General features: G+C 61.4%; 15 protein-coding genes. 4 read left to right on the top strand and 11 right to left on the bottom strand.

Translation table 11 applies throughout. The annotated features are described in order from the left end of the window. Positions 1-120 precede the first annotated feature (120 nt). From AC4IHP_RS00810 to hflK (AC4IHP_RS00795), 4 genes are read right to left on the bottom strand one after another with little or no spacing between them, the layout of a single operon-like run. Positions 121-2,031, bottom strand: a complete 1,911-nt coding sequence (locus tag AC4IHP_RS00810) for a cation-translocating P-type ATPase (protein WP_490830647.1) — start codon at positions 2,029-2,031, stop codon at positions 121-123. Further along, the gene (gene hflK / locus AC4IHP_RS00805) at positions 2,028-3,077 is read right to left on the bottom strand and encodes a protease modulator HflK (RefSeq protein ID WP_490830646.1); all 1,050 of its coding nucleotides are present in this window, start codon (positions 3,075-3,077) and stop codon (positions 2,028-2,030) included. Before hflK (AC4IHP_RS00805) ends, AC4IHP_RS00810 begins: the two co-directional genes overlap by 4 nt. Next, positions 3,074-4,117: a protease modulator HflC gene (gene hflC, locus AC4IHP_RS00800; RefSeq protein ID WP_460122464.1), complete on the bottom strand. Its 1,044-nt coding sequence runs from the start codon at positions 4,115-4,117 to the stop codon at positions 3,074-3,076. The genes hflK (AC4IHP_RS00805) and hflC overlap by 4 nt, the downstream gene beginning before the upstream one ends. Then, complete coding sequence (hflK, locus tag AC4IHP_RS00795) at positions 4,114-6,075, bottom strand: protease modulator HflK (protein WP_490830645.1); 1,962 nt, start codon at positions 6,073-6,075, stop codon at positions 4,114-4,116. Before hflK (AC4IHP_RS00795) ends, hflC begins: the two co-directional genes overlap by 4 nt. A 211-nt stretch (positions 6,076-6,286) precedes the next feature. Here hflK (AC4IHP_RS00795) and lpdA point away from each other — a divergent pair, with 211 nt between their 5' ends. Continuing rightward, a complete protein-coding gene (gene lpdA, locus AC4IHP_RS00790; protein WP_490830644.1) occupies positions 6,287-7,687 on the top strand; it encodes a dihydrolipoyl dehydrogenase in 1,401 nt (466 codons plus the stop codon). 101 nt (positions 7,688-7,788) lie between these two features. On the opposite strand, the gene AC4IHP_RS00785 is transcribed toward lpdA, so the two are convergent. After that, a complete protein-coding gene (locus AC4IHP_RS00785) occupies positions 7,789-8,262 on the bottom strand; it encodes an Lrp/AsnC family transcriptional regulator (protein WP_490830643.1) in 474 nt (157 codons plus the stop codon). A gap of 144 nt (positions 8,263-8,406) precedes the next feature. Here AC4IHP_RS00785 and AC4IHP_RS00780 point away from each other — a divergent pair, with 144 nt between their 5' ends. Then, positions 8,407-9,036 carry a LysE family translocator gene (locus AC4IHP_RS00780; RefSeq protein ID WP_490830642.1) on the top strand — a complete coding sequence of 210 codons (630 nt, stop codon included), beginning with the start codon at positions 8,407-8,409 and terminating at the stop codon, positions 9,034-9,036. On the opposite strand, the gene AC4IHP_RS00775 is transcribed toward AC4IHP_RS00780, so the two are convergent. From AC4IHP_RS00775 to AC4IHP_RS00750, 6 genes are all read right to left on the bottom strand, one after another. Further along, positions 9,033-11,168 carry a hypothetical protein gene (locus AC4IHP_RS00775; protein WP_490830641.1) on the bottom strand — a complete coding sequence of 712 codons (2,136 nt, stop codon included), beginning with the start codon at positions 11,166-11,168 and terminating at the stop codon, positions 9,033-9,035. The genes AC4IHP_RS00780 and AC4IHP_RS00775 overlap by 4 nt on opposite strands. Further along, positions 11,155-12,339 (bottom strand): DUF3142 domain-containing protein, encoded by a 1,185-nt coding sequence (locus AC4IHP_RS00770; RefSeq protein ID WP_490830640.1) that lies wholly within the window; start codon positions 12,337-12,339, stop codon positions 11,155-11,157. The genes AC4IHP_RS00775 and AC4IHP_RS00770 overlap by 14 nt, the downstream gene beginning before the upstream one ends. A gap of 135 nt (positions 12,340-12,474) precedes the next feature. Then, positions 12,475-13,314 (bottom strand): class I SAM-dependent methyltransferase, encoded by an 840-nt coding sequence (locus tag AC4IHP_RS00765; protein ID WP_490830639.1) that lies wholly within the window; start codon positions 13,312-13,314, stop codon positions 12,475-12,477. After that, positions 13,308-14,462: an acyltransferase family protein gene (locus AC4IHP_RS00760; protein ID WP_490830638.1), complete on the bottom strand. Its 1,155-nt coding sequence runs from the start codon at positions 14,460-14,462 to the stop codon at positions 13,308-13,310. The genes AC4IHP_RS00765 and AC4IHP_RS00760 overlap by 7 nt, the downstream gene beginning before the upstream one ends. Continuing rightward, positions 14,459-15,760, bottom strand: coding sequence for a glycosyltransferase (locus tag AC4IHP_RS00755; protein ID WP_460122480.1), 1,302 nt, complete (start codon positions 15,758-15,760; stop codon positions 14,459-14,461). The genes AC4IHP_RS00760 and AC4IHP_RS00755 overlap by 4 nt, the downstream gene beginning before the upstream one ends. Then, entirely contained in the window at positions 15,754-17,331 is a 1,578-nt protein-coding gene (locus tag AC4IHP_RS00750) for a glycosyltransferase (protein WP_490830637.1), read from the bottom strand. The genes AC4IHP_RS00755 and AC4IHP_RS00750 overlap by 7 nt, the downstream gene beginning before the upstream one ends. 427 nt (positions 17,332-17,758) lie before the next feature. Between AC4IHP_RS00750 and AC4IHP_RS00745 the strand changes: the two genes are divergently transcribed. Beyond that, complete coding sequence (locus tag AC4IHP_RS00745) at positions 17,759-18,673, top strand: GDP-mannose 4,6-dehydratase (protein ID WP_490830636.1); 915 nt, start codon at positions 17,759-17,761, stop codon at positions 18,671-18,673. Then, the gene (gene gmd / locus AC4IHP_RS00740) at positions 18,670-19,641 is read left to right on the top strand and encodes a GDP-mannose 4,6-dehydratase (protein WP_460122486.1); all 972 of its coding nucleotides are present in this window, start codon (positions 18,670-18,672) and stop codon (positions 19,639-19,641) included. Before AC4IHP_RS00745 ends, gmd begins: the two co-directional genes overlap by 4 nt. Position 19,642: the final 1 nt, after the last annotated feature.

Genomic DNA, 19,642 nt, shown 5'->3' with positions numbered 1-19,642 from the left:
AGCAGGCTATCGATTCGATCGGCCTTGTCTATCGTGATCGGCCCATCGGCTGAAAGCCACAGGCGACGCGCCTTACGATAGATGACTGCCTGCGCACTGTGCGGTTCGATGAATTTTCTTTCATTTATCCTGAGCGTCGAGCCTGAGCAATGGCTCCTGAAAGCGCAGCAAACGTCCGGCGTTGCCCAACACCAACAACGTACTCAGGTTATGCAGCAGCGCCGCGATCATCGCCCCGGCGGCACCCAGCCAACCGAAAGCCGCAAAAATCACGATGGCCAGCGTCCAGCCCAGCCCGATGATCACATTGGCCTGCAAAGTGCGACGGCACTGACGACTCAAGCGTACGCAAGTACCGAGGCGGCGCAAGTCGCTGCCGATCAAGACGATGTCCGCTGACGCCAGAGCAATGTCGGCACCGCCGGCGCCCATCGCCACGCCAACTACGCCTGCCTTGAGTGCGAGTGAATCGTTGATGCCGTCGCCCACCACCATCGGACGGAAGCCGTGATCGATTTCCTTGAGCACGCGATTGAGTTTGTCTTCGGGTAGCGCCTGCGCCTGGACTTCATTCAACCCGACTTCCTGCGCCAGGGTTCGCGCGACACTCTCACGATCACCGGACAGCAGCAGTTGTCGTCCCAGGCCCAGTTCGCGCAATTCGCTCAAGGCAAAGCGTGCTTCGGGTTTGATGCTGTCGGCGAGCAACAGCCAGGCGAGGAATTCGCCGTTCAGGGCCAACCCGGCAATCGGGCCATCGTGTTCAGGAACAAGGGTGGTTGTGATGCTCAGTTGTGCGAACAACTCTGGGCGACCGAGCGCAGCTTCGCCCTTCCCTGTCATCGCCACTACACCCAAGCCTTGGCGCTCATGAATTTCAGTTAGAGGCCAATAAGCTTCCTGATCGGCCATCCCAGCGAGTGCCCGGCTCACCGGATGACTGCTCGCCGCGCCGAGACTGGCGGCCAGTGTCTGCACGTCGGCGGTGTCCGCATTCGGGCTGTCGATCGACTGCAAACGCAACGTGCCGTAAGTCAGCGTGCCGGTCTTGTCGACCACCAGCGAGGTGAGATCGGCGAGTTCTTCCAGGAATGCCGAGCTGCGAATAAGAATCCCATGGCGCGCGGCAACGGCGACACCGGCAATCGCCGTGGCCGGCGCCGACAGCACCAGCGCACAGGGGCACGCCGCCACCAGAACCGCGAGCATGGCCTGAGCATCATTGGTGACGAACCAGGTCACCGCCGCCAGCAGCAAAACCAACACCATGTAACTGCCTGCATAGCGTTCGAGTAACCGTGTGATCGGTGGTTTCGAGCGCTCGGCGTTTTGCATCAGGGCGATGACTTTGCCCAACGTGGATTCCTCGCCGGTGCGGGTGACTTCGACGCGCAGCACTCCATCAAGGTTGATTGCCCCGCCGAACACCAGTGCGCCGACGCCCGCTTCTACCGGCACCGACTCACCGGTAATCGAGGCGGTATCAAGGCTCGCCTGACCGACCAGCACCCGACCGTCTGCCGGCACCCGATCACCGGCCCGCACCTCGACGACATCACCAGCGCTGAGCATGCCGTTATCCACCTCGATGATCGAACCGTCTGCTTGCAGCTTGCGCGCACGGCTGCGGGTCAACTGGCCAAGCGCATTAATCGCTTCCTGGGAGCCGATGACGCTGCGCTCCTCCAGGACATGGCCGAAGATCATGATGATCGGCAACAACGCTGCAGTGAGCAGATCACCGGTCGCCCAGGCACCGAGCATGGCCAGCGCAATCAATTGATCGGTGATTCCGTGCAGGCTCGGGTAACGCAGGCTGTACCAGGCCGAACGCATCACCGGAACCGCTACCAGCAACGAGGCGACACCGAGCAGCAATTGGCTGACACCGGTCTGCTCCGGGAGCATCCAGCGCCAGAGCAAGCCCAGCCCCAGCAGCCCGAGCGCAAGCATCGCCAGGGTCAATTGACGCGCGGCGCGACGTTGTTCAGCCGAGGACAACAGGCTTGGAGCAGCGGTAGTCGCCGTCATTGACTGGCTCCTTGAATGATCAACCGGGAATCGTCTTTCGGGTTGACGGTGGTAACCGACCCGGCCTGACCAAGAATCTTCGGCATGCGCTCGCGATACAGACGCAGGAGCATTTGCGGGTCGGCAGACGTGGCGAGACTCGAGACGGTTGCGGTATCGGCCGCGGCTTTTGCAAGACGCTCACCTGCCTGCGCGTGAGCCACCTGCAGCGTGCGGTCTGCCTGTTCGTTGGCGGCCTGGGTAAGTTTCTCGGCATCGGTGCGCGCGTTAGCCACAGCTTTGTCAGCCTGCTGACTGGCGGTCAGAACCGCATTGAAAGCACTGACCGCTGGCTCCGGCAGACTCGATTGCACATCGACCCGCGACACCTCGATACCGATGCCCTGCCCGCTCGCCTTCAGTTCAGCGAGACGCGCGTTGATGCCTTGCACCAGATCACCGCGCAATCGCTCACGACGCTCGGCCGCTTGACTGTCGGCGCCGATCAATTCCGGGCGAGCGACCAGAATGGTGTCGAGATCTCGCGCCGCAGTCAGCGCCACGGCGCTGCGCGTCACCAGGCGATCGAGTGCCGGCAGCACATGCTCGCCTTGCAACACGAATTCGTAGGGATCGCAGACTTGGTAAAACACTCGCACGTCCAGTTGCACTACGCCGGCGTCACCGGTCAATAAATAACCAGATCCGGCAAGTGCATCGCTCAACGGCGTGGCGAAGGACGCCACCCGGTCAGCCTTTAGCGCCTCGTCACTGCGCAACAGATTTTCCACTCGACGCTCGATCACCCGATCCGCCGCCGGCAACAGCATCACCTGCTCAAAGGGCTGCGGCCATGCCCATAACAGTCCTGCATTCTGAACGCGATCCAGTGCGCCGAAGTGCAGTACCACCGCGCGGTTCTGCGGATCGATCTGCCGGACATTCGAAAATGCCCATGCCAACGCGGCCAATACCGTGATCGCATACAGGACGATGAAGGTCAGACGTCCGGCTTGAATCCACGGACTGTTCAACGCATGTGTTCCACGTGGAACTTCTTCGCTCATGGTTGCGATCCGGGTTTGTTATCGAGCTTCGGCGGGCCGTCGACCAATATGCGGAACGGTGCAGAGTCGGTACGCAGAATCAGTTTGGTATCTGGCGTGACGATGGTGCCGAGGGTATCGAGGGAGCGCAGCAGGTTGTAAAGCTGCGGCGCGCTGGCGTAGGCGCGCCCATAAATCTGCGCAGCCTCAACCCGCGACTGCGCTTCAATGCCAGCTGCTTTCACCGTTGCATCGGCCTGGACGATCCGCGCATCGCGCTCGGCGGCGGAGCGAATTTGCGCCGCTTCGCGTTTGCCAACAGCCGTGCGTTCCGTAGCGATGGTTTCACGCTCTGCGCGCATGCGGTCGACCGTGGCGTTGAGTGTGACAGAGGGCAAAGTCAGCCGCTCGACACCGACCTGCACCACGCGCACGCCATAAGTGGCGAGCAATTGTTGATCAATCTGTTGCCGCAATTGCGCTTCAAAATCAGCGATGCGCACTTGCCTGGCATCAGTGTTGACCAGATTGGCCAAGTCGAAACTGCTGGCCGTGGTCTCCAGCGCTGAGCCGACAAAGGTGCGAATCTGCCGCGCCGCTTCGTCCGGCTGATTCTGCACGGCTCGCATGAAGCGCTGCACGTGTTCAGGATCACCCTGCACCTGCCACGCCACATAGGCCTGCACGATGATGCGCAAACCGTCCCGAGTACCAACGTCCTGCAGACCACTTGAGGTTGTGCGCAAACGCAAGTCCACCGGGATCGCTGCTTCGAACGGTGCCGGCCAGCGCCAGTTCAATCCTGGAGCGAGCAAGACCCGCGACGGATTTCCGAAACGGGTGATGACCGTAGCTTCACCGGAGCGCACTTGCACCAGACTCGCCGCAGCAATGGCAAACGCCACCAGCAACGCAGCCCAGCCCATACGCCGCCACGGAAAGGGTCCGGCTTCTGGCACCTCGCCGTGATGGTGATGATGACCATGATGATGGTGATGGCCGCCGTGGCCGTGGTCATGGCCGCTGTGGTCGTGAACGTCATGAACAGGCGACTGGCTCAATGGGTGGCTCCTGGTTGAGCGATGGTGCGTGGGGACGACGGATCAGTCGGAAGTGTGAAAGTACGCAGATCGATGGTTGGCGCGTTGGCGCTGCCGCCGAGTCGATGATCAAGTATCAGCAACCTGGCTTTACTCAAGCCCTGACTGAGCTGGCTGAAATATTGCTCCAGTACGAAGGCCTGGCCGGCACTGGCGAATGCCTTTTGTTCGGCGCCGAATTTCAGGTCGGCGGTTTGCGCAGCGGCATTGATCTCCTGCGCGTTTGCCGTTGCCTGATCCTGCGCCGTGCTCGCCTGCAACTGCGCTTCGTTACTGGCCTGCGCAGCCGCCCCACGCTCGCGAGCGATCAACGCCTGGGCGCCGATCTGCGCCGCCTGCACACTGTGATAGGCATTTGCCGCACCGGCCGGTGGATGAATCGCTTCGACGACTGTGGCGAGGATTTCCACACCACTGTTCAGTTTGTTCAGATCGCTTTGCACTGCGCGACCGATTTCCTCGGCCAGCCCTGCCCTGTCGTCGCCGAGCAGACCGTCGAGGGTGCGCGAGGCAAAATCGTGAACCAGAATGCGGCTGGCAGTGCTGCGAATCAGCGTCGGTACATCGGCGCTGTTATAGGTCGCGGCGAACGCCGCCTCGTCGTTCAAACCGATGCGATAAACAAAGCGCACGTCCATATTGACGATTTGCAGGCCCTGTTGCGCGCCGCGGCTACTGGCGATGACCTGGGATTTGTCGTTGACGTGGCTGGCGTCCCACAAACGGTTGGCAGTCAGCGGGGCGGGGCCTTCAGCGGAGTCGGACTGCACGGCGATTGGCTTGTCGCCGACACTGGTCGCCAGTTCATGGACCACGCCGTTTTCAACGGAGATCACACGCCCCAATGGCCAAGGCAAACCGGCATGCAAACCCGGGCCGAAAACCTGTTCCGGTTTACCGAAGCGCTCGTAGATGCCGCGACCCTGCAGAGGAATTTCATGTACGCCGGTCAGCAGCCAACCGCTAAGGACGACCACCGCCGACACTGGCAACAAGGCCCGGCGCATGTAACTGAAGGCCCAGATCTGGCGCAGATCGATGCCGAACCGATTGTGCATTTCGTGCTGCAACGCCAACCACGGCTGCGGCGGCCAACGCAGCATATCGGCGATAAAACTGCGCGCCAGCAGGGTCGGCTCGAGTTGGTCGCGGCGCGGGCTGAAGACAGACAGCGCCGCGCGCAACAACAGTTCGAGGGCAACCAGCATCGGCAAGATTGCGCTGAGCACTGCAACGCGAACCGGCCAGACTGCGTGCTCGCTGGCAAACAACAGACACAGCGCACCGATCAACAGGGTGATGATCACCACCCGGGTCAGTTGCGCCAGCGCAGCCGCCTCCTGCCATTGCGCCGTTAGCTCCTGCGCCAGTTGCCGCTCCAGCACCAGCAAGGCGAAGGCCAGCAACAACATCAGTGCTGCACCAACGTTTGCCGGCAGGCCCAACACCGTCGCAGGTAAAGTGAGATTCCACACTTGCTCGGTGCTGAGCAGAACCAGCAATGCCCAGCCACCGAGCCACAGTGCCGGCGCGCCGATTTGTCCTAGCAAATACCGGCCGCGCACACTCAAGCGCTCCAGCAGCCTTTCGTACCAGCCCTCGGCTGCTGCGCCTTCCTCCACGACGCTCGGTTGCGAGGCTGGCGGATGCATCACCCGCGCGCGCCATTGCGCCACCCACCAGGCCGATTGCAGCCCGGCGACCAGCACCAGCAACGCGGCGCTCTGATTGACCAACAACGGCGACCACAAGGATTGCGGCGCAAACAGACCGACGAAAAATGCCAACACCCAGCCCAACCCGGCCATTGCGCCGAGTCCATACGCCAACCAACGCAATTTGCGTGACTGCGCGGCTCCCTGCTGAAAGCGCGGCAGTTCGGTGACTGGCGCGGCGTCCAACTCAAGATCGACTTGCATAACACCCCGAAAATGTAGGCCCTGAGTTCATAGCGTTACGATATAACGGAAACTGTGAAATATTCGTATACATTTACCGTTATTCAAAGACGCCGCAGCTGTCGCTTGCCTGAAGCCTTGACCGAAATGTCCGGTAAAGCTCATATTACGCACGTAATTTTAATCACAACTAATCTTCGCTATCCCCCATCGAGCAATCTGGAGCAAGCGCATGAGCAACTATGACGTGGTGATTCTGGGCGGCGGCCCCGGCGGTTATAACGCAGCGATCCGCGCCGGCCAGCTCGGGCTCAAGGCCGCATGCGTCGAAGGGCGCTCGACCCTCGGCGGCACTTGCCTGAACGTTGGTTGCATGCCGTCCAAAGCCTTGTTGCACGCTTCAGAACTCTTCGCCGCTGCGGTGGGTACGGAGTTCGCCAACCTTGGCATCGAAGTCAAACCGACGCTGAACCTGGCGCAGATGATGAAACAGAAAGACGAAAGCGTCGCCGGCCTGACCAAGGGCATCGAATTTCTGTTTCGCAAGAACAAGGTCGACTGGATCAAAGGCTGGGGCCACATCGACGGCCCGGGCAAAGTCACGGTGACCGACGATCAGGGCAACAAGACCGAGCTCAGCGCCAAGGACATCATCATCGCCACCGGCTCCGAGCCCACTCCCCTGCCCGGCGTCGAGATCGACAACCAGCGCATCCTCGATTCCACCGGCGCGCTGTCGCTGAGTGAAGTGCCCAAACATCTGGTGGTCATTGGCGCCGGGGTGATCGGCCTGGAGCTGGGTTCGGTATGGCGGCGACTCGGCGCGCAGGTCACCGTGGTCGAATACCTTGATCGCATCTGCCCCGGCGTCGATGCCGAGGCCGGCAAGACCTTGCAGCGCGCGCTGAGCAAACAAGGCATTGCCTTCAAATTGAGTTCCAAGGTCACCAGCGCCACCAGCTCCGCTACAGGCGTGCAGCTGAGTGTCGAGCCTGCCGCTGGTGGTACGGCTGAGCTGATCGAAGCCGACTATCTGCTTGTGGCCATCGGGCGTCGGCCATACACCCAGGGCCTGGGGCTGGAGAACGTCGGCCTGAGTACCGACAAACGCGGCATGCTCGCCAACAAGCAACATCGTACCGAAGCCGCTGGGGTCTGGGTCATCGGCGACGTCACGTCCGGGCCGATGCTCGCGCACAAGGCAGAAGACGAGGCCATGGCCTGCGTCGAGCAGATCCACGGCAAGGCCGGTGAGGTCAATTACGCGCTGATCCCCAATGTCATCTACACCCAACCGGAACTGGCCAGCGTCGGCCAGACCGAAGAACAGCTCAAGGCCGAGGGCCGTGCCTACAAGGTCGGCAAGTTTCCCTTCACTGCCAACAGCCGGGCGAAGATCAATCACGAAACCGAGGGCTTTGCCAAAGTCCTCGCCGACGAGCGCACGGACGAAGTCCTTGGCGTGCACCTGGTCGGGCCGAGCGTGAGTGAGATGATCGGCGAGTTCTGTGTGGCGATGGAGTTCAGCGCGTCGGCCGAGGACATTGCCCTGACCTGCCATCCGCACCCGACGCGTTCGGAAGCGTTGCGTCAGGCAGCGATGAATGTCGAGGGGATGGCGACGCAGATGTAAATCTCCAAGTCTTGCGCGCTCCTTCGCGAGCAGGCTCGCTCCCACATTGGAATGCGTTACCCCTGTGGGAGCGAGCCTGCTCGCGAATGGCGCCACCCGGTCTACAGCGGCAGATGCCCCAACGGCAACGCCCCCGGCGCTTTCACTGTGTGAATGGCAAAGTTGCTGCGAATATCGCTCACCCCCGGCAGTTTCAGCAGGTGCGAACTGACAAAGCGGTCATAAGCGCGCAAGTCAGGGACGACCACCTGCAAGAGGAAATCCGATTCGCCGGACACCAGAAACGCTGAGACCACCTCAGGCAACGCAGTGACGGCCGCATAAAACGCCTCGGCGCGTTCTTCGTTATGCCGCTCGACCTTGACCCCGACAAACACCGTCAGCCCCAGCCCGACTTCATCGCGATCCAGATTGGCCTGGTAGCCTCGAATAACTCCCGCCTCTTCCAGCATGCGCACCCGGCGCAGGCACGGCGAGGCCGACAGGCCGATTTGTTCCGCCAGCTCGACATTGCTCAGGCGGCCGTTGCGTTGCAGCGCGGCGAGAATCTTGCGGTCATAGGCGTCGAGTTTCATCTTTGGCAGATCCCGATAGTCTGACGGTTGAAAACCAGCAGGTTATGCCAAAGCTGTGAACAATTGAAGCCGACTACGCAAGCACCTGCCCTGGCCTCTCGCTCTAGACTGGCGCGAGAAAATCAACATTGAGAGGGGCGTGACGTGGCAAGTCTCTGGCTGTTTATCCTGACTCTGGCTGTGGTTCTGCTACTGCCGGGACCGGACATGATCCTGCTGTTGCAAACCGGGGCGCGACAGGGGCGTGGCGCGGCATTGGCCACCGCGCTGGGCCTTGCCATTGCCCGCGCCTGCCACGTGGCACTGGCAGCATTGGGGCTGGCGGCGCTGTTCAAAACGGCACCGTGGACGTTTGACGTGGTGCGCATCGCTGGCGCGGCCTATCTGTTGTGGATCGGCATCCAGTGTTTGCGCACCTCGCTGGTGCCGAGCCCGCAAACCCAAGAGCAGGCACTTGCCCACGGCCAATGGCGCGATGCGATCCGTCGCGGCTTGCTGACCAACCTGCTCAACCCCAAGGCCTTGCTGTTCTGCTCGGTGCTACTGCCGCAATTCATCGTCAGTCATGGCGCGCCGGTGTTGAGCCAGTTCGCCGTGCTTGGCCTGGTGCTGGTCGGCGTCGGTCTGCTGTTCGACAGTGTATTTGCCCTGACCGCCGCGGCACTGGGCCGTTGGCTGCAACACAATCCGACCGCCCAGCGCATTCAGCAATGGCTGTTTGGCAGCCTGTTGATTGGCTTCGCCGTACGCCTGAGCTTCATTCAACAGGCCTAGCCTTTGCGCACCTTGCGCTGACGACGGGTGATCAGCAGTAGCGCAGCAACAGCGACCAGCAGCACCGCGCCGATCTGCACCGGCCACTTGTATGGTCGCAGCGTTTCACGCACGGCATCGGTCACCTGGGTGACGTAGCGCTTGTCGGCATTCTCAAAATCCGGGTACGGACATTGATTGCCGAAGTCCTGCGCCCACGGCACGTAAGGACCTTCCTTGACGTAGCGCTGATACAGCGCACTCTGGTCTTCGAGGCTGCTGTTCCAGCCGGCGGCGTTGCACAACACGGCGGCAAACGCCTGACTGGTGTGCGGCAGGTTATCGGCGGCGCGACTGGCCAGTGCCGTGGCGACAAAACGATAGTGATAACGCTGATCCGGTTGCGCGGCGCTGGCCTGCTGGCGCTGCACTTCCGCCGTGGAAATCAGCGGACCGACATCCAGCTTCGTGCTCTCCAGCGTGTAATTGCCGCCGAAGGTGGCGTAATCGGGGGCCATCTCATAACCGAGGATGTCCATGCCCCACTCCCGGGCTGTCCATGCGGCGTTGTACAACGCACTGGCGCGCTTGCTCGGCCACCACGCCGAGTCGGCCTTGAGCCGTTGCTCGCCATAGAGCCGGGCCTTGTGCTGCAGATCGTCACTGGCGAAATAACCGACCGCTTCCTGGTATCGCCCCTCACGCAGCAAGCGCCGACCGAGCAGATTGCGCAGGTTGGCGGCCACCGACAGCGGGACATAGCTGTCGCGCTCCTGCTGGGTCAATGGCGGCGGCGCCGGCACGTTCTCATCGACATACCGCTTGAGCTCATCGATCGTCAGCACCCGCTCGGCAACGGTGGCGGCATCGAACCAGTAAAGGCTGTTGCTGCGATACAGCTGCACGAATGCTTGCAGGTATTCACCGCGTTGCAGCGCCAGGATCGCGCTTTCGCCGTCGACCCGGCATTTGGGCTGTACCGTTTCAAACGCCCAGTCCGGCGTGCGGCGATAGCCCCAGTCTTCATTCTGCGGAAAGGCCTGGGCGGCTTTGGCGTAGGCGGCGGCAGCGGCAGTCGTGTCGCCGTCACGCACTGCCAGTTTTGCCCGCAGCCACCAGGCCAGCCCGCCGTCGCCGGCGTTTACCAGAAAGGCCTGGGCAGACGCGTAGTCGCCCTGTTGATAACTCATCGCCGCCAGTCGATCGGCATTGTCGAGGCTGCCACGGGTGCTGTTTTGCAGGAGTGTGACGAGTTTCTTTTCATTCGGCGGCTGCTCACCGAAAGACCAGCCCTGACGGCTGACCAGCGATGCCGTAACCAGTTGCTGCACCGCTGGCTGCTGTAGCAGTTTCGCCAGTTGGGCCTCGGGCAATTCGGCCAGTTCGTTCATCAGTTGCTTGAGCGAGGTGTAACCGACGGCCGAACCGTGCAGGTTCTGTGCTTCGTACAGTTCGATGGCGCCGCTCCAGTCGCCCGCGCTGCGCAACACCCGCGCCTCTTCACCGAGGCTGGCAACGCCCAGTTCCAACGGATCGCTGAAGCCGTCGATGCTCAGTTGCCGAGCCTGGCGGAAGGCATCGCGCGCTTCTTCCAGCGCTTCGATGCGATCATGCGCCTCGTTGCTCCTGGCAAAGGCGATGCGCCCGAGGGAATACGCCGCCCACGTGCTGCGCAACGGACGCTGGTCTGCCGGCAGTGCCAGCACCTTATTGAAATACTCCGTGGCCAATTGATCATCGCCGGTGGCAAAGGCAACGGCGCCGGCGACATACAAACGGATTTCCACAGGAAGACCGGCGCCCTGTTCCTCGGCCTGATGGGCATCGCTGAGCCCGCGCAGGCGCTTGACCACAGCGTATTGCTCGGCGCTCAGGCCCACCTGCTCCGCCTGTTCGCGCGCCAGCTCAGCCGCGTGGTCTTCGGCATAGTCATTGGGGTTATGGGTCTCCCCTGTGACATTTTTCAGCCCGGCAATGGTTTTACCCAAGCGACTGATTTCGAAGCTGAAGCTGCCTTCGGGCAAATCGGCCAAGGTCTGCGCGCGGTTGTCGAGCAGGCGCATGGGGAAGTCCGGGCCGCAGGCCAGCGCCGAACCCAGCGGCAGGCTGAGGCTCAGGCAAAGCAGATGGCGGGGCCAGTTACGGGTCAACATGCGAACCTCCTTGATCAATATATGCACAACGCGCCCAACCGACAGCGCGCTGTCCGCCCGCCGGCAAGCGGCCGTCACGCAGGCGGGTGAAGGTAAGCAGATTGGCACTTTGTTGCAACGAGTAACCGGCGAGCGCATCGGCACCTGCACAATCCTGCGCCTTCAGCGTGATTTTCGCGGGCCACGGGCTGTCGAGATTGCCGCGGTTTTCGAGCTGGATGTCATAGAGACCGCCCTGCTCTCTGAATGACAGATCCAACCGGCTGTTCAGCCCATCGCCCCGCGCCACGGCGCGCAAAGTAGTCAGGCTCCAGGCGCGACGATCGTTGGCCAGCGGCAAGCGAAACCAGATCAGCCCGGCCAGATGCTCGGGCGGATCCTCGCGCAAGGTCCTGGCCAATTGGCTGAGTTGCTGCGGATCGGCGAGCAATTCCCGGCGCTGCCCGCCGCGCTCCAGTTGCACTTCGCTTTCCACTACCGGCGCGCCACCGTCATCGCTCAACAGCGCAACGCCGTAGGCCGGCAGCGCCAGATAGAACGGTTTGTCGCTGATACGTGCCCAGGCCTTGGCCCATTTCCACGCCTGCTCGGCATCGAACAGACCCAGTCGCGGATCGCTCACGGCGTGGACCTGCAGCACGCTGCTGTCGACGCCGTGCAAAAGTGCCGGCAGCTGCGCGCTATCGAGCCAGGCCGGTAGCGCAGTGATGCTCAAAGGCAACGATGGCGGCAAGGCCGTGCGCAAATGTTTGAGGAAGTCAGCGTATGCGGGCAGCCGTGCATTGCCGGCATCGTGGTCGATCTCGACGCCGCTCAGCGTGAGGCCTTGCGCCTGCCAATCGGCGATGACCTGCAGAATCTGCGCGGTGACCTGCTGCTGGTCCAGTGACTGCAACTGCCCATCGAGGCGAATCACTGCGATCAGCGGGCGACCATCGGCTTTCAACAATGCCGGAGCAACCCGCGCCCTGCTCCACCTCTCGCCAGGAAAGGCCTGCAATGCCAGCACGCGCAGAGTCGAGAAATCGTCGTGGCTGTTACGCAATGCCGGTTCATGCGCAGGTGTCCATTGGCGTTGCCAAACGTAAAGTTGTTGGTCGAGAAGCGGCGCAACGTGTTGCTCGCAACCCGCAAGCAAGACGCCGAGAAACAGACCCACAATAAACCGCATACCTTGAAAACCCCTCGATCACCGGGCTGCAAGGTTACACAAAAACCGTGTAGGAGCTGTCGAGTGAAACGAGGCTGCGATCTTTTGATCTTGCTTCAACAACCTGGATCAAAAGATCGCAGCGTGCCGCAGCTCCTACAGGGATGCCGCAGGTTTGCGCGCGATGATCACCTGACTCTTGGCTACCACCGCATCCAGCGCCTGCTTGATCTGCGCTCCGCGCGGAGAGTCCAGCACCGCTTGCCAGGTATTGGCCCAGTGCTCGAGCAGCGGGTGATCGGGGTTGCTGAGCTCGACCTTGGCTTCCCAGAACAACATCATCCACATCGACCAGTAGAAGCCATATTGGCTGTGGCTGATGATCTCAAGCCCGGCCTCGCTGACCATCAACTTGAACTGCTCTTCACTGATGATGCGTATGTGGTTGGGTTTCTGGAAATACTCCGGCGCGGCGATGTCTTTCTGCAGGTCCTCGGAGCTGGGATGCGGCACGCTCAGCAGATACAGCGCGCCCGGCTTGCCGACCCGCACCAGCTCGGCGAGAAACTGCGCGGGATCGTCGACGTGCTCGATCACCTCGGTGGAGACCACACGCGTCGCCGTTGCGTCGGCAATCGGTAGTGGGTTGCAGTCGGTGACATGGCATTCGATGTCCCGGGCCGGTGTGTCGTTCAGACGCTGGCGCGTGGCCTCGACCTTGGCCGCATCGATATCGGCAAGAATGATCTTCGCCCCGCGCATACCGCAAAAGTGCACGTTGCCGCCATCGCCGCAGCCGACATCAAGGAGCGTGTCGTCGGCGCTCACGGCGAACCCTGTGTACAGCTCGTGAGTTTCCTGGTTGAACCAGCCGCTGAGCTTTGCATCGTAAAGGCCGAGCAAGTACGGATCGACTTTGTCGGCAACCGCAGCGACCGGTTCTGCTGCCGTCTGTGCAGGCGTTGTCGCCGAGAGTTTCTTCAAAAAGCTCAGCATGAGGTGGCTCCGGTTGAGGTAACAGCAGTTCGGGAGGCATCGAGGCGCTTGACCAGTGCAGCACCGCGATTGCGCATCGGCATTTCGACCAAGCGGTAGTTGAGTTCGCTGAGGACCGCGATCAGGCCGAAGGCAATCAACAGCGTAAGGACGGGATGTCCGGCCGGGCTCGGCAGGCCGCTGCTCTGCAAGCGAAATATCAGTTCACGTACCAACAGGTAGACCGGAATGTGAATGAGGTAGATACCGTAGGAGCGGCTACCGACCCATGCCAGCAACCGCTGCAAGCGTCCGGCAGGCATCAGGTAGTCACGGTTGTACGAGGCGATCCAGACCAGCATGGCACTGAGCACGGCGATCGAACCGATCCGATAATTGGCCAAAGTGAAACGGTCGGTGGCCATGAAGCTCAACAGCGCTGCAATGGCAATCAAGGCTGAGATGCCAAGCCATGGTCGGCGCAAGAACGAGGGCTGCCAGTGCTGATAACCCGGCTGCGCACTCCACATCGCCAACAGCACGCCAAGCGCCAGCGCGTCGGTGCGTACCACCATCAGCAAAGGCGTGCGCACGGTCAGAATCTGCACCGCCACCAGCGCCAGCAATGCCCAGACCAGGTGTCGGCGAAACAACAGGATCAGCAACGGAAAGAGCAGATAGAACTGCTCCTCCAGCGCCAGGCTCCAGTAGACGAAACTGCTGCCGTATTCGTATTGGAAGAAGCTGTCGGCAAACCGGAAATTGGCGTATTGCAGCACCCCGGCCAGAGTTGCCTGAAGATTGGCGGACAGCGTTCCGAAAGCGCCGGATCGGTTGAGAAACACGCAGGCCAGCAGGATCAGCACCAGCCACAGCCAGGCCGAAGGCAAAAGGCGAAAAGCCCGGCGCAGCCAGAAGTGGCGGACCTGGAGCCAGCGCTGCTGCGCCGTCGTGCAGCCTTGCAACAGCGGGATCAGGCTGCGGGCGATGACGAACCCGGAGATGGCGAAAAACAGATCGACGCCCCACCACGTCTGCGCCCACGCATGGATCAAGCCCAGAGACCGCACCGGTTCGCCGAACAGATTGTCCGGCAAGTGGTGGAACAACACGCCGAGCACCGCGACCGCACGCAGGACTTCAACGTCCATGATGCGCTTGGCGTTCATGCCTGGGGGGCTTCCAGGGCAGGCGCACGATGCTCGAACAACTGCGTCAGAAACCCTCGCAAACGCTGTTCAGCCACAGCCTGACTGCAAAACGCCTGCAAACTGTCGACTGCCTGCGCCGACATCGCGGCATAGCGCTGCGGCTGGTTTTTCGCGACGTCGTAACTGGCCCGATAGGCCTCGCACAACGAACTCCAGTTGGTCACGTAACGCAAGGTTCGAAAGGCTTTGCGCGGGTCGTGGGGCCAGGCTGTCAGCTCGTCGGTGGATTCGATGAGAAAGGCATTGTCGGCACTCAGGTAATCGATCATCGCCGTGGTGCGCGGCGCCACCGCCGGCTTGCCGCAGGACATGAACTCCATCAACGGCAGGCACTGACCTTCACCGTACGAGGTGTTGACCACGTACCGCGTGGCCTGCACCAGTTGCTCGTAGTCCGGATCGGCGAGGTAACCGTAGATCAGAACGATGCGGCAGCGGTAAGACTGGTTTTTGTACAAGTGATGAAGAATATCGCTGAGCGCTTCTTCGGCGTCATGGTGAGTGAGCTTGAGCACCAGCGTCGCATCTTCGACATCGCGCAAACACACACAGAACGCACTGAGCATGTCTTCCCAGTTCTTGCGCCCGTCACCAGGATTGAACACCGAGGTGTAAACCACGCCATCAAGCACCAGCGTCTGTTCGGAGGCCGGCGCGGCGAAGTCGATGCCGTCGCCGCTGCGCAGGTGCGCAGGGCCGAATGCATTCAGATTGAGGGTGCGGCTGTCCGCGACCAGGCCTTTGATCGTCAGGCTGTACGCAGCGGCCAGCGGTTGCTCGGGCATATTCGCGCCACGGGCGGCAAAGCGGTCCCAGACCGGCGCCGGCACCGCGACGATCGGGTATTCGGCCCCCATGGCCTCGTGCACGGCGTTGACCGTATAACTGGAATGGGTGATCGCCGCCCCGCAGGCATGCAATACGCTACGCCAGTCGTTGCGCGGCTCGCCCGCAAAGGCTTCGTTGGGGATCGTGCTGAACTCCCACGCAAACACCGGCAGCGTCGGACAGGCCAGGTCAACGGGAGTGCGATGTGGCGGCGAGAACGACAGAAACACGCAGGGCTCGCCACGGCTCAGGCATTCCAGATACAGCGCATCGACTTCCGTCTGCGGATCGGCCACTTCCACCACCTGACCGATGCGTTCGAGCACCGGGCGATACTCCTTGAGTACGAAGTAATAGCTGTATTCCGAGCGCCCGAGGTTCTGCGCGATGGTGTGCCGGTTGGTTTCCGAATGAATGATGATCAGCATGAGGCGTTATCCTTCGCGAGCACGACATCTGCAATCTCGGGCAAAGGTTCGAAGAAGTTCGACAGACGCGTTTGCACCTCGCTGAAACCGCAATAATGCTGCATGCGTTCTCCCGCCGCTGCCGACATGCGGCGGTAATCCTGCGGCTGCGTCGTGGCCATGCGGTAGCTGCGTTCGTAGGCACTTTTCAGCGAGCCCCAATCGGGCCGATGACGCAGCGTGCGATAGATCAGGCGAGTGTCCTGCGGCCAGATGGCCGGCTCCTCGCTGGACTTGACCACGAAGGCCACCGAGTCGTCGATGTAGTCTTGCATCGCCGAGTGATCCGGTGCGATCACCGGTTTGCCGCTGCACATGAACTCCATCAAGGGCAGGCAAAGACCTTCACAGCGCGAAGCGTTGACGTAAAAACTCGCGGCCTGATAAAGCCGAGCGTATTGGCCGTCGTCCAGGTAACCGTGCAGGACCACCACGCGGCAGGCGAACGGCGTGAGCTGGGCGAGCAAGGTCATCAGCTCGTCGTAGTAAAGCGCCAGATCGTTCTGAGTGATTTTCAGCACCAGCGTCGCATCAGCCGTCTCACGAAACGCCCAGCAAAACGCGGTGATCAGTTGATGCCAGTTCTTGCGCCCGTCCTTGGGGTTGAACACGCTGACGTAGATAACGCCGTCAACCCGGGTTTCGACCACCGAAGAGGTGTCTGGCAGATTGAGCGGGACAGGTTCGACTACCCTCAGCGGTGGCGCGGCGCACACGGCCGGCAGACGCTGCTCGAGCCAACCGTGAACGGCATCGGGCAGCAGATCGCGAACGCCTTCCCAATACCAGTTCGACAAGAATTTAACTCGAGGTACCGGTTCGGCTTGCAGCTGACCGGCGTTCAACAGCCATAGCCGCAGGTAGTGCCGGGCAATGACGAAACGCCGCTTGAGCGTCAAAGGTGGTGGCCGGGCTGCCTCCAGTTCAGCCGCCAGCGCAGCCTCTTCTTCAGCAGTCAGCGGGACAGGAAGTAAACCGTCGGCCGAGAGCCCCAATGTACGGCTATCGAAAATGCAGCCCTTGATCGCCAGCGTAGTGCCCGGATTGACTGGCATCGGCTGCTGTTGCTGACGAATTGCCGCGAAGCTGTCCCACAACGGCGTTGGCAAGACCAGTACCGGAAATGCTTCGCCCATGGAGCGGCGGATCGCCGTTGCCGTGTGGCTGGACAGGGTGATGACCCGGCCGTGGCGCGCGAGCATGCGTGTCCAGTCCTGACGCGGATCGTCGTCCCACTGTTCATCGGGGATCGAATCGAACTCCCAGGCCACCACGCATATCGTCGGGCATTCCAGATCAACCGGGGTTTTCTGCGGCGGAGTGAAGGACAGGAACACACTGTCTTCACCAGCGGCGAGCAATTGCCGGTAAATCACATCAACGTCGGCGACAGACCCGGCCACGTGCACCCGCCCCAGGCTTTCCAGCACCGGGCGATAGGCTTTGAGCACAAAGTAATAGCTGTATTCCGGACGCCCGAGACTGGCACTGATGGAGCTGTCGTTGACGTCCGAATAGAGAATGAAATTCATGGCATCCCACGATGAAGCGCCGTCCCGGCTACTTCATGCTATGACGGCCGGGCGTCGGATCGAGTCGGCAGGGCCGGCACTCGTCCGTCATCATCGGGCACGTCTCTGTTCTTGTTTTAGTGGTCAGTTTCACCCCGCGTCGCGGCGTCCGGAAAACAACCGGCCAACTCGCGACGAAGGCCATTCTAAACACATCCATCGCGACTCCGGGAACCGCCGGGCGAGAATAAATCGGACTATGCTGACGAGAACTGACCAGTCACGGTTTGCCCGGTTGAAATTGCCGAGCAATTGGCACAGATTGGCAACCAAACAACTACAACAACGGCTTCGCCTGCTGTTTCACCGGATACTTCCTCCGGTCTGACAGAGCTTTCCTTAAAGCGTGTGAGGAAAGCGGCGCGAGTCATGACCAAGGGGTCGCTGTTTGAAAAAACGTCTGTTCGTCACGGGCCTCAGTGGCTTCGTGGGACAACACATTCAGTCTCGTCTGGCTTCGCCGGGATCGTCGTGGGAGCTGCTGCCTGCCGCATCGGCCTACGACCTTACGAACGCCGACAGCCTCATCGACCTTTGGCCTGAGTTGCCGGATGCAGTCATTCATCTGGCCGGCCAGACCTTTGTGCCGGAAGCCTTTCGTGACCCGGCCCGCACCCTCGACATCAATCTCTTCGGCACCCTCAATCTGTTGCAGGCGCTCAAGGCTCGCGGCTTTGCCGGGACATTCCTGTACGTCAGCTCCGGTGACGTTTACGGGCAAGTCGGCGAGCAGCACCTGCCGATCACCGAGCAACAACCGCCGCTGCCGCGCAATCCTTACGCAGTGAGCAAACTTTCAGCGGAATTTCTGACCCTTCAATGGGGCCTGAGCGAAAGCTGGCCGGTACTGGTCGCGCGTCCGTTCAACCACATTGGCACCGGGCAAAAAGACAGCTTCGTCATCGCCAGCGCAGCGCGGCAGATCTGCCGCATCAAACAGGGCTTGCAAGCACCGCAACTGCAAGTCGGCGATATCGACGTGACCCGCGATTTTCTCGATGTCGGCGATGTGATTTGCGCCTACTTCGCACTGCTGGAAAACGGCACACCGGGGCAGGTCTACAACATTTGCTCGGGCCGCGAGCAAAGCATTCGCAGCCTGATCGAGCAATTGGCCGATCTGGCCGAAGTCGACGTAGAACTGGTGCAGGATCCGGCGCGCATGCGTCGCGCGGACCAGCGCCGCGTCTGCGGCAGTCAGGCAAAACTGGCCAGCGCCACAGGATGGGCGCCAGCCATCACCACACAACAATCCCTGCGGGCGATCCTGTCCGACTGGGAGACGCGAGTACGACAACAATGACAAAAAGTGCACTGATTACCGGGATTACGGGCCAGGACGGCGCCTATCTGGCCAAACTGCTGCTGGACAAGGGCTACAAGGTTCACGGCCTCGTCGCCAGGCGTAGCAGCGATTCACGCTGGCGCCTGCGCGAGATGGGTGTCGAAGCCGATATCGTCTACCTCGACGGCGACATGGCCGATGCCTGCTCGGTGCAGCGTGCGGTAATCAAGTCGGCACCGGACGAAGTCTATAACCTCGCCGCACAGAGTTTCGTTGCCGCCTCGTGGGATCAACCGGTCACCACCGGCATCGTCGATGGATTGGGCGTGACACACCTGCTCGAAGCGATCCGCCAGTTCAGCCCGCACACGCGCTTCTATCAGGCCTCGACCAGCGAAATGTTCGGCCTGATCCAGGCTGAGCAACAGGACGAAAACACGCCGTTCTACCCGCGCAGCCCTTACGGCGTGGCCAAGCTCTACGGCCACTGGATCACCGTCAACTACCGCGAAAGCTTCAACCTGCACGCCAGCAGCGGCATTCTCTTCAACCATGAATCACCGCTGCGCGGCATCGAATTCGTGACGCGCAAAGTCACTGACGCTGCCGCGCGCATCAAGCTGGGCAAACAGCAGGACTTGGCACTGGGCAACATCGACGCGAAACGCGATTGGGGCTTTGCCGGCGATTACGTCGAAGCCATGTGGCTGATGCTGCAGCAGGACAAGCCTGACGACTTCGTAGTCGCCACGGGTGTTACCACCACGGTGCGCGAAATGTGCCGCATCGCCTTCGACCACGTCGGCCTGAACTACCGCGATTACGTGAAGATCGACCCGGCGTTCTTCCGCCCGGCCGAAGTCGAAGTGCTGCTCGGCAACCCGGCCAAGGCCCAGCGTGTACTGGGCTGGAAACCGAAAACCGACCTGGATACCTTGATCCGCATGATGATGGATGCGGACATGAAACGCGTCGCCAAGGAGTAGG

The sequence above is a fragment of the Pseudomonas sp. UF-293 genome (assembly GCF_058245595.1).
This window is presented reverse-complemented; position numbering and strand designations above follow the sequence as displayed.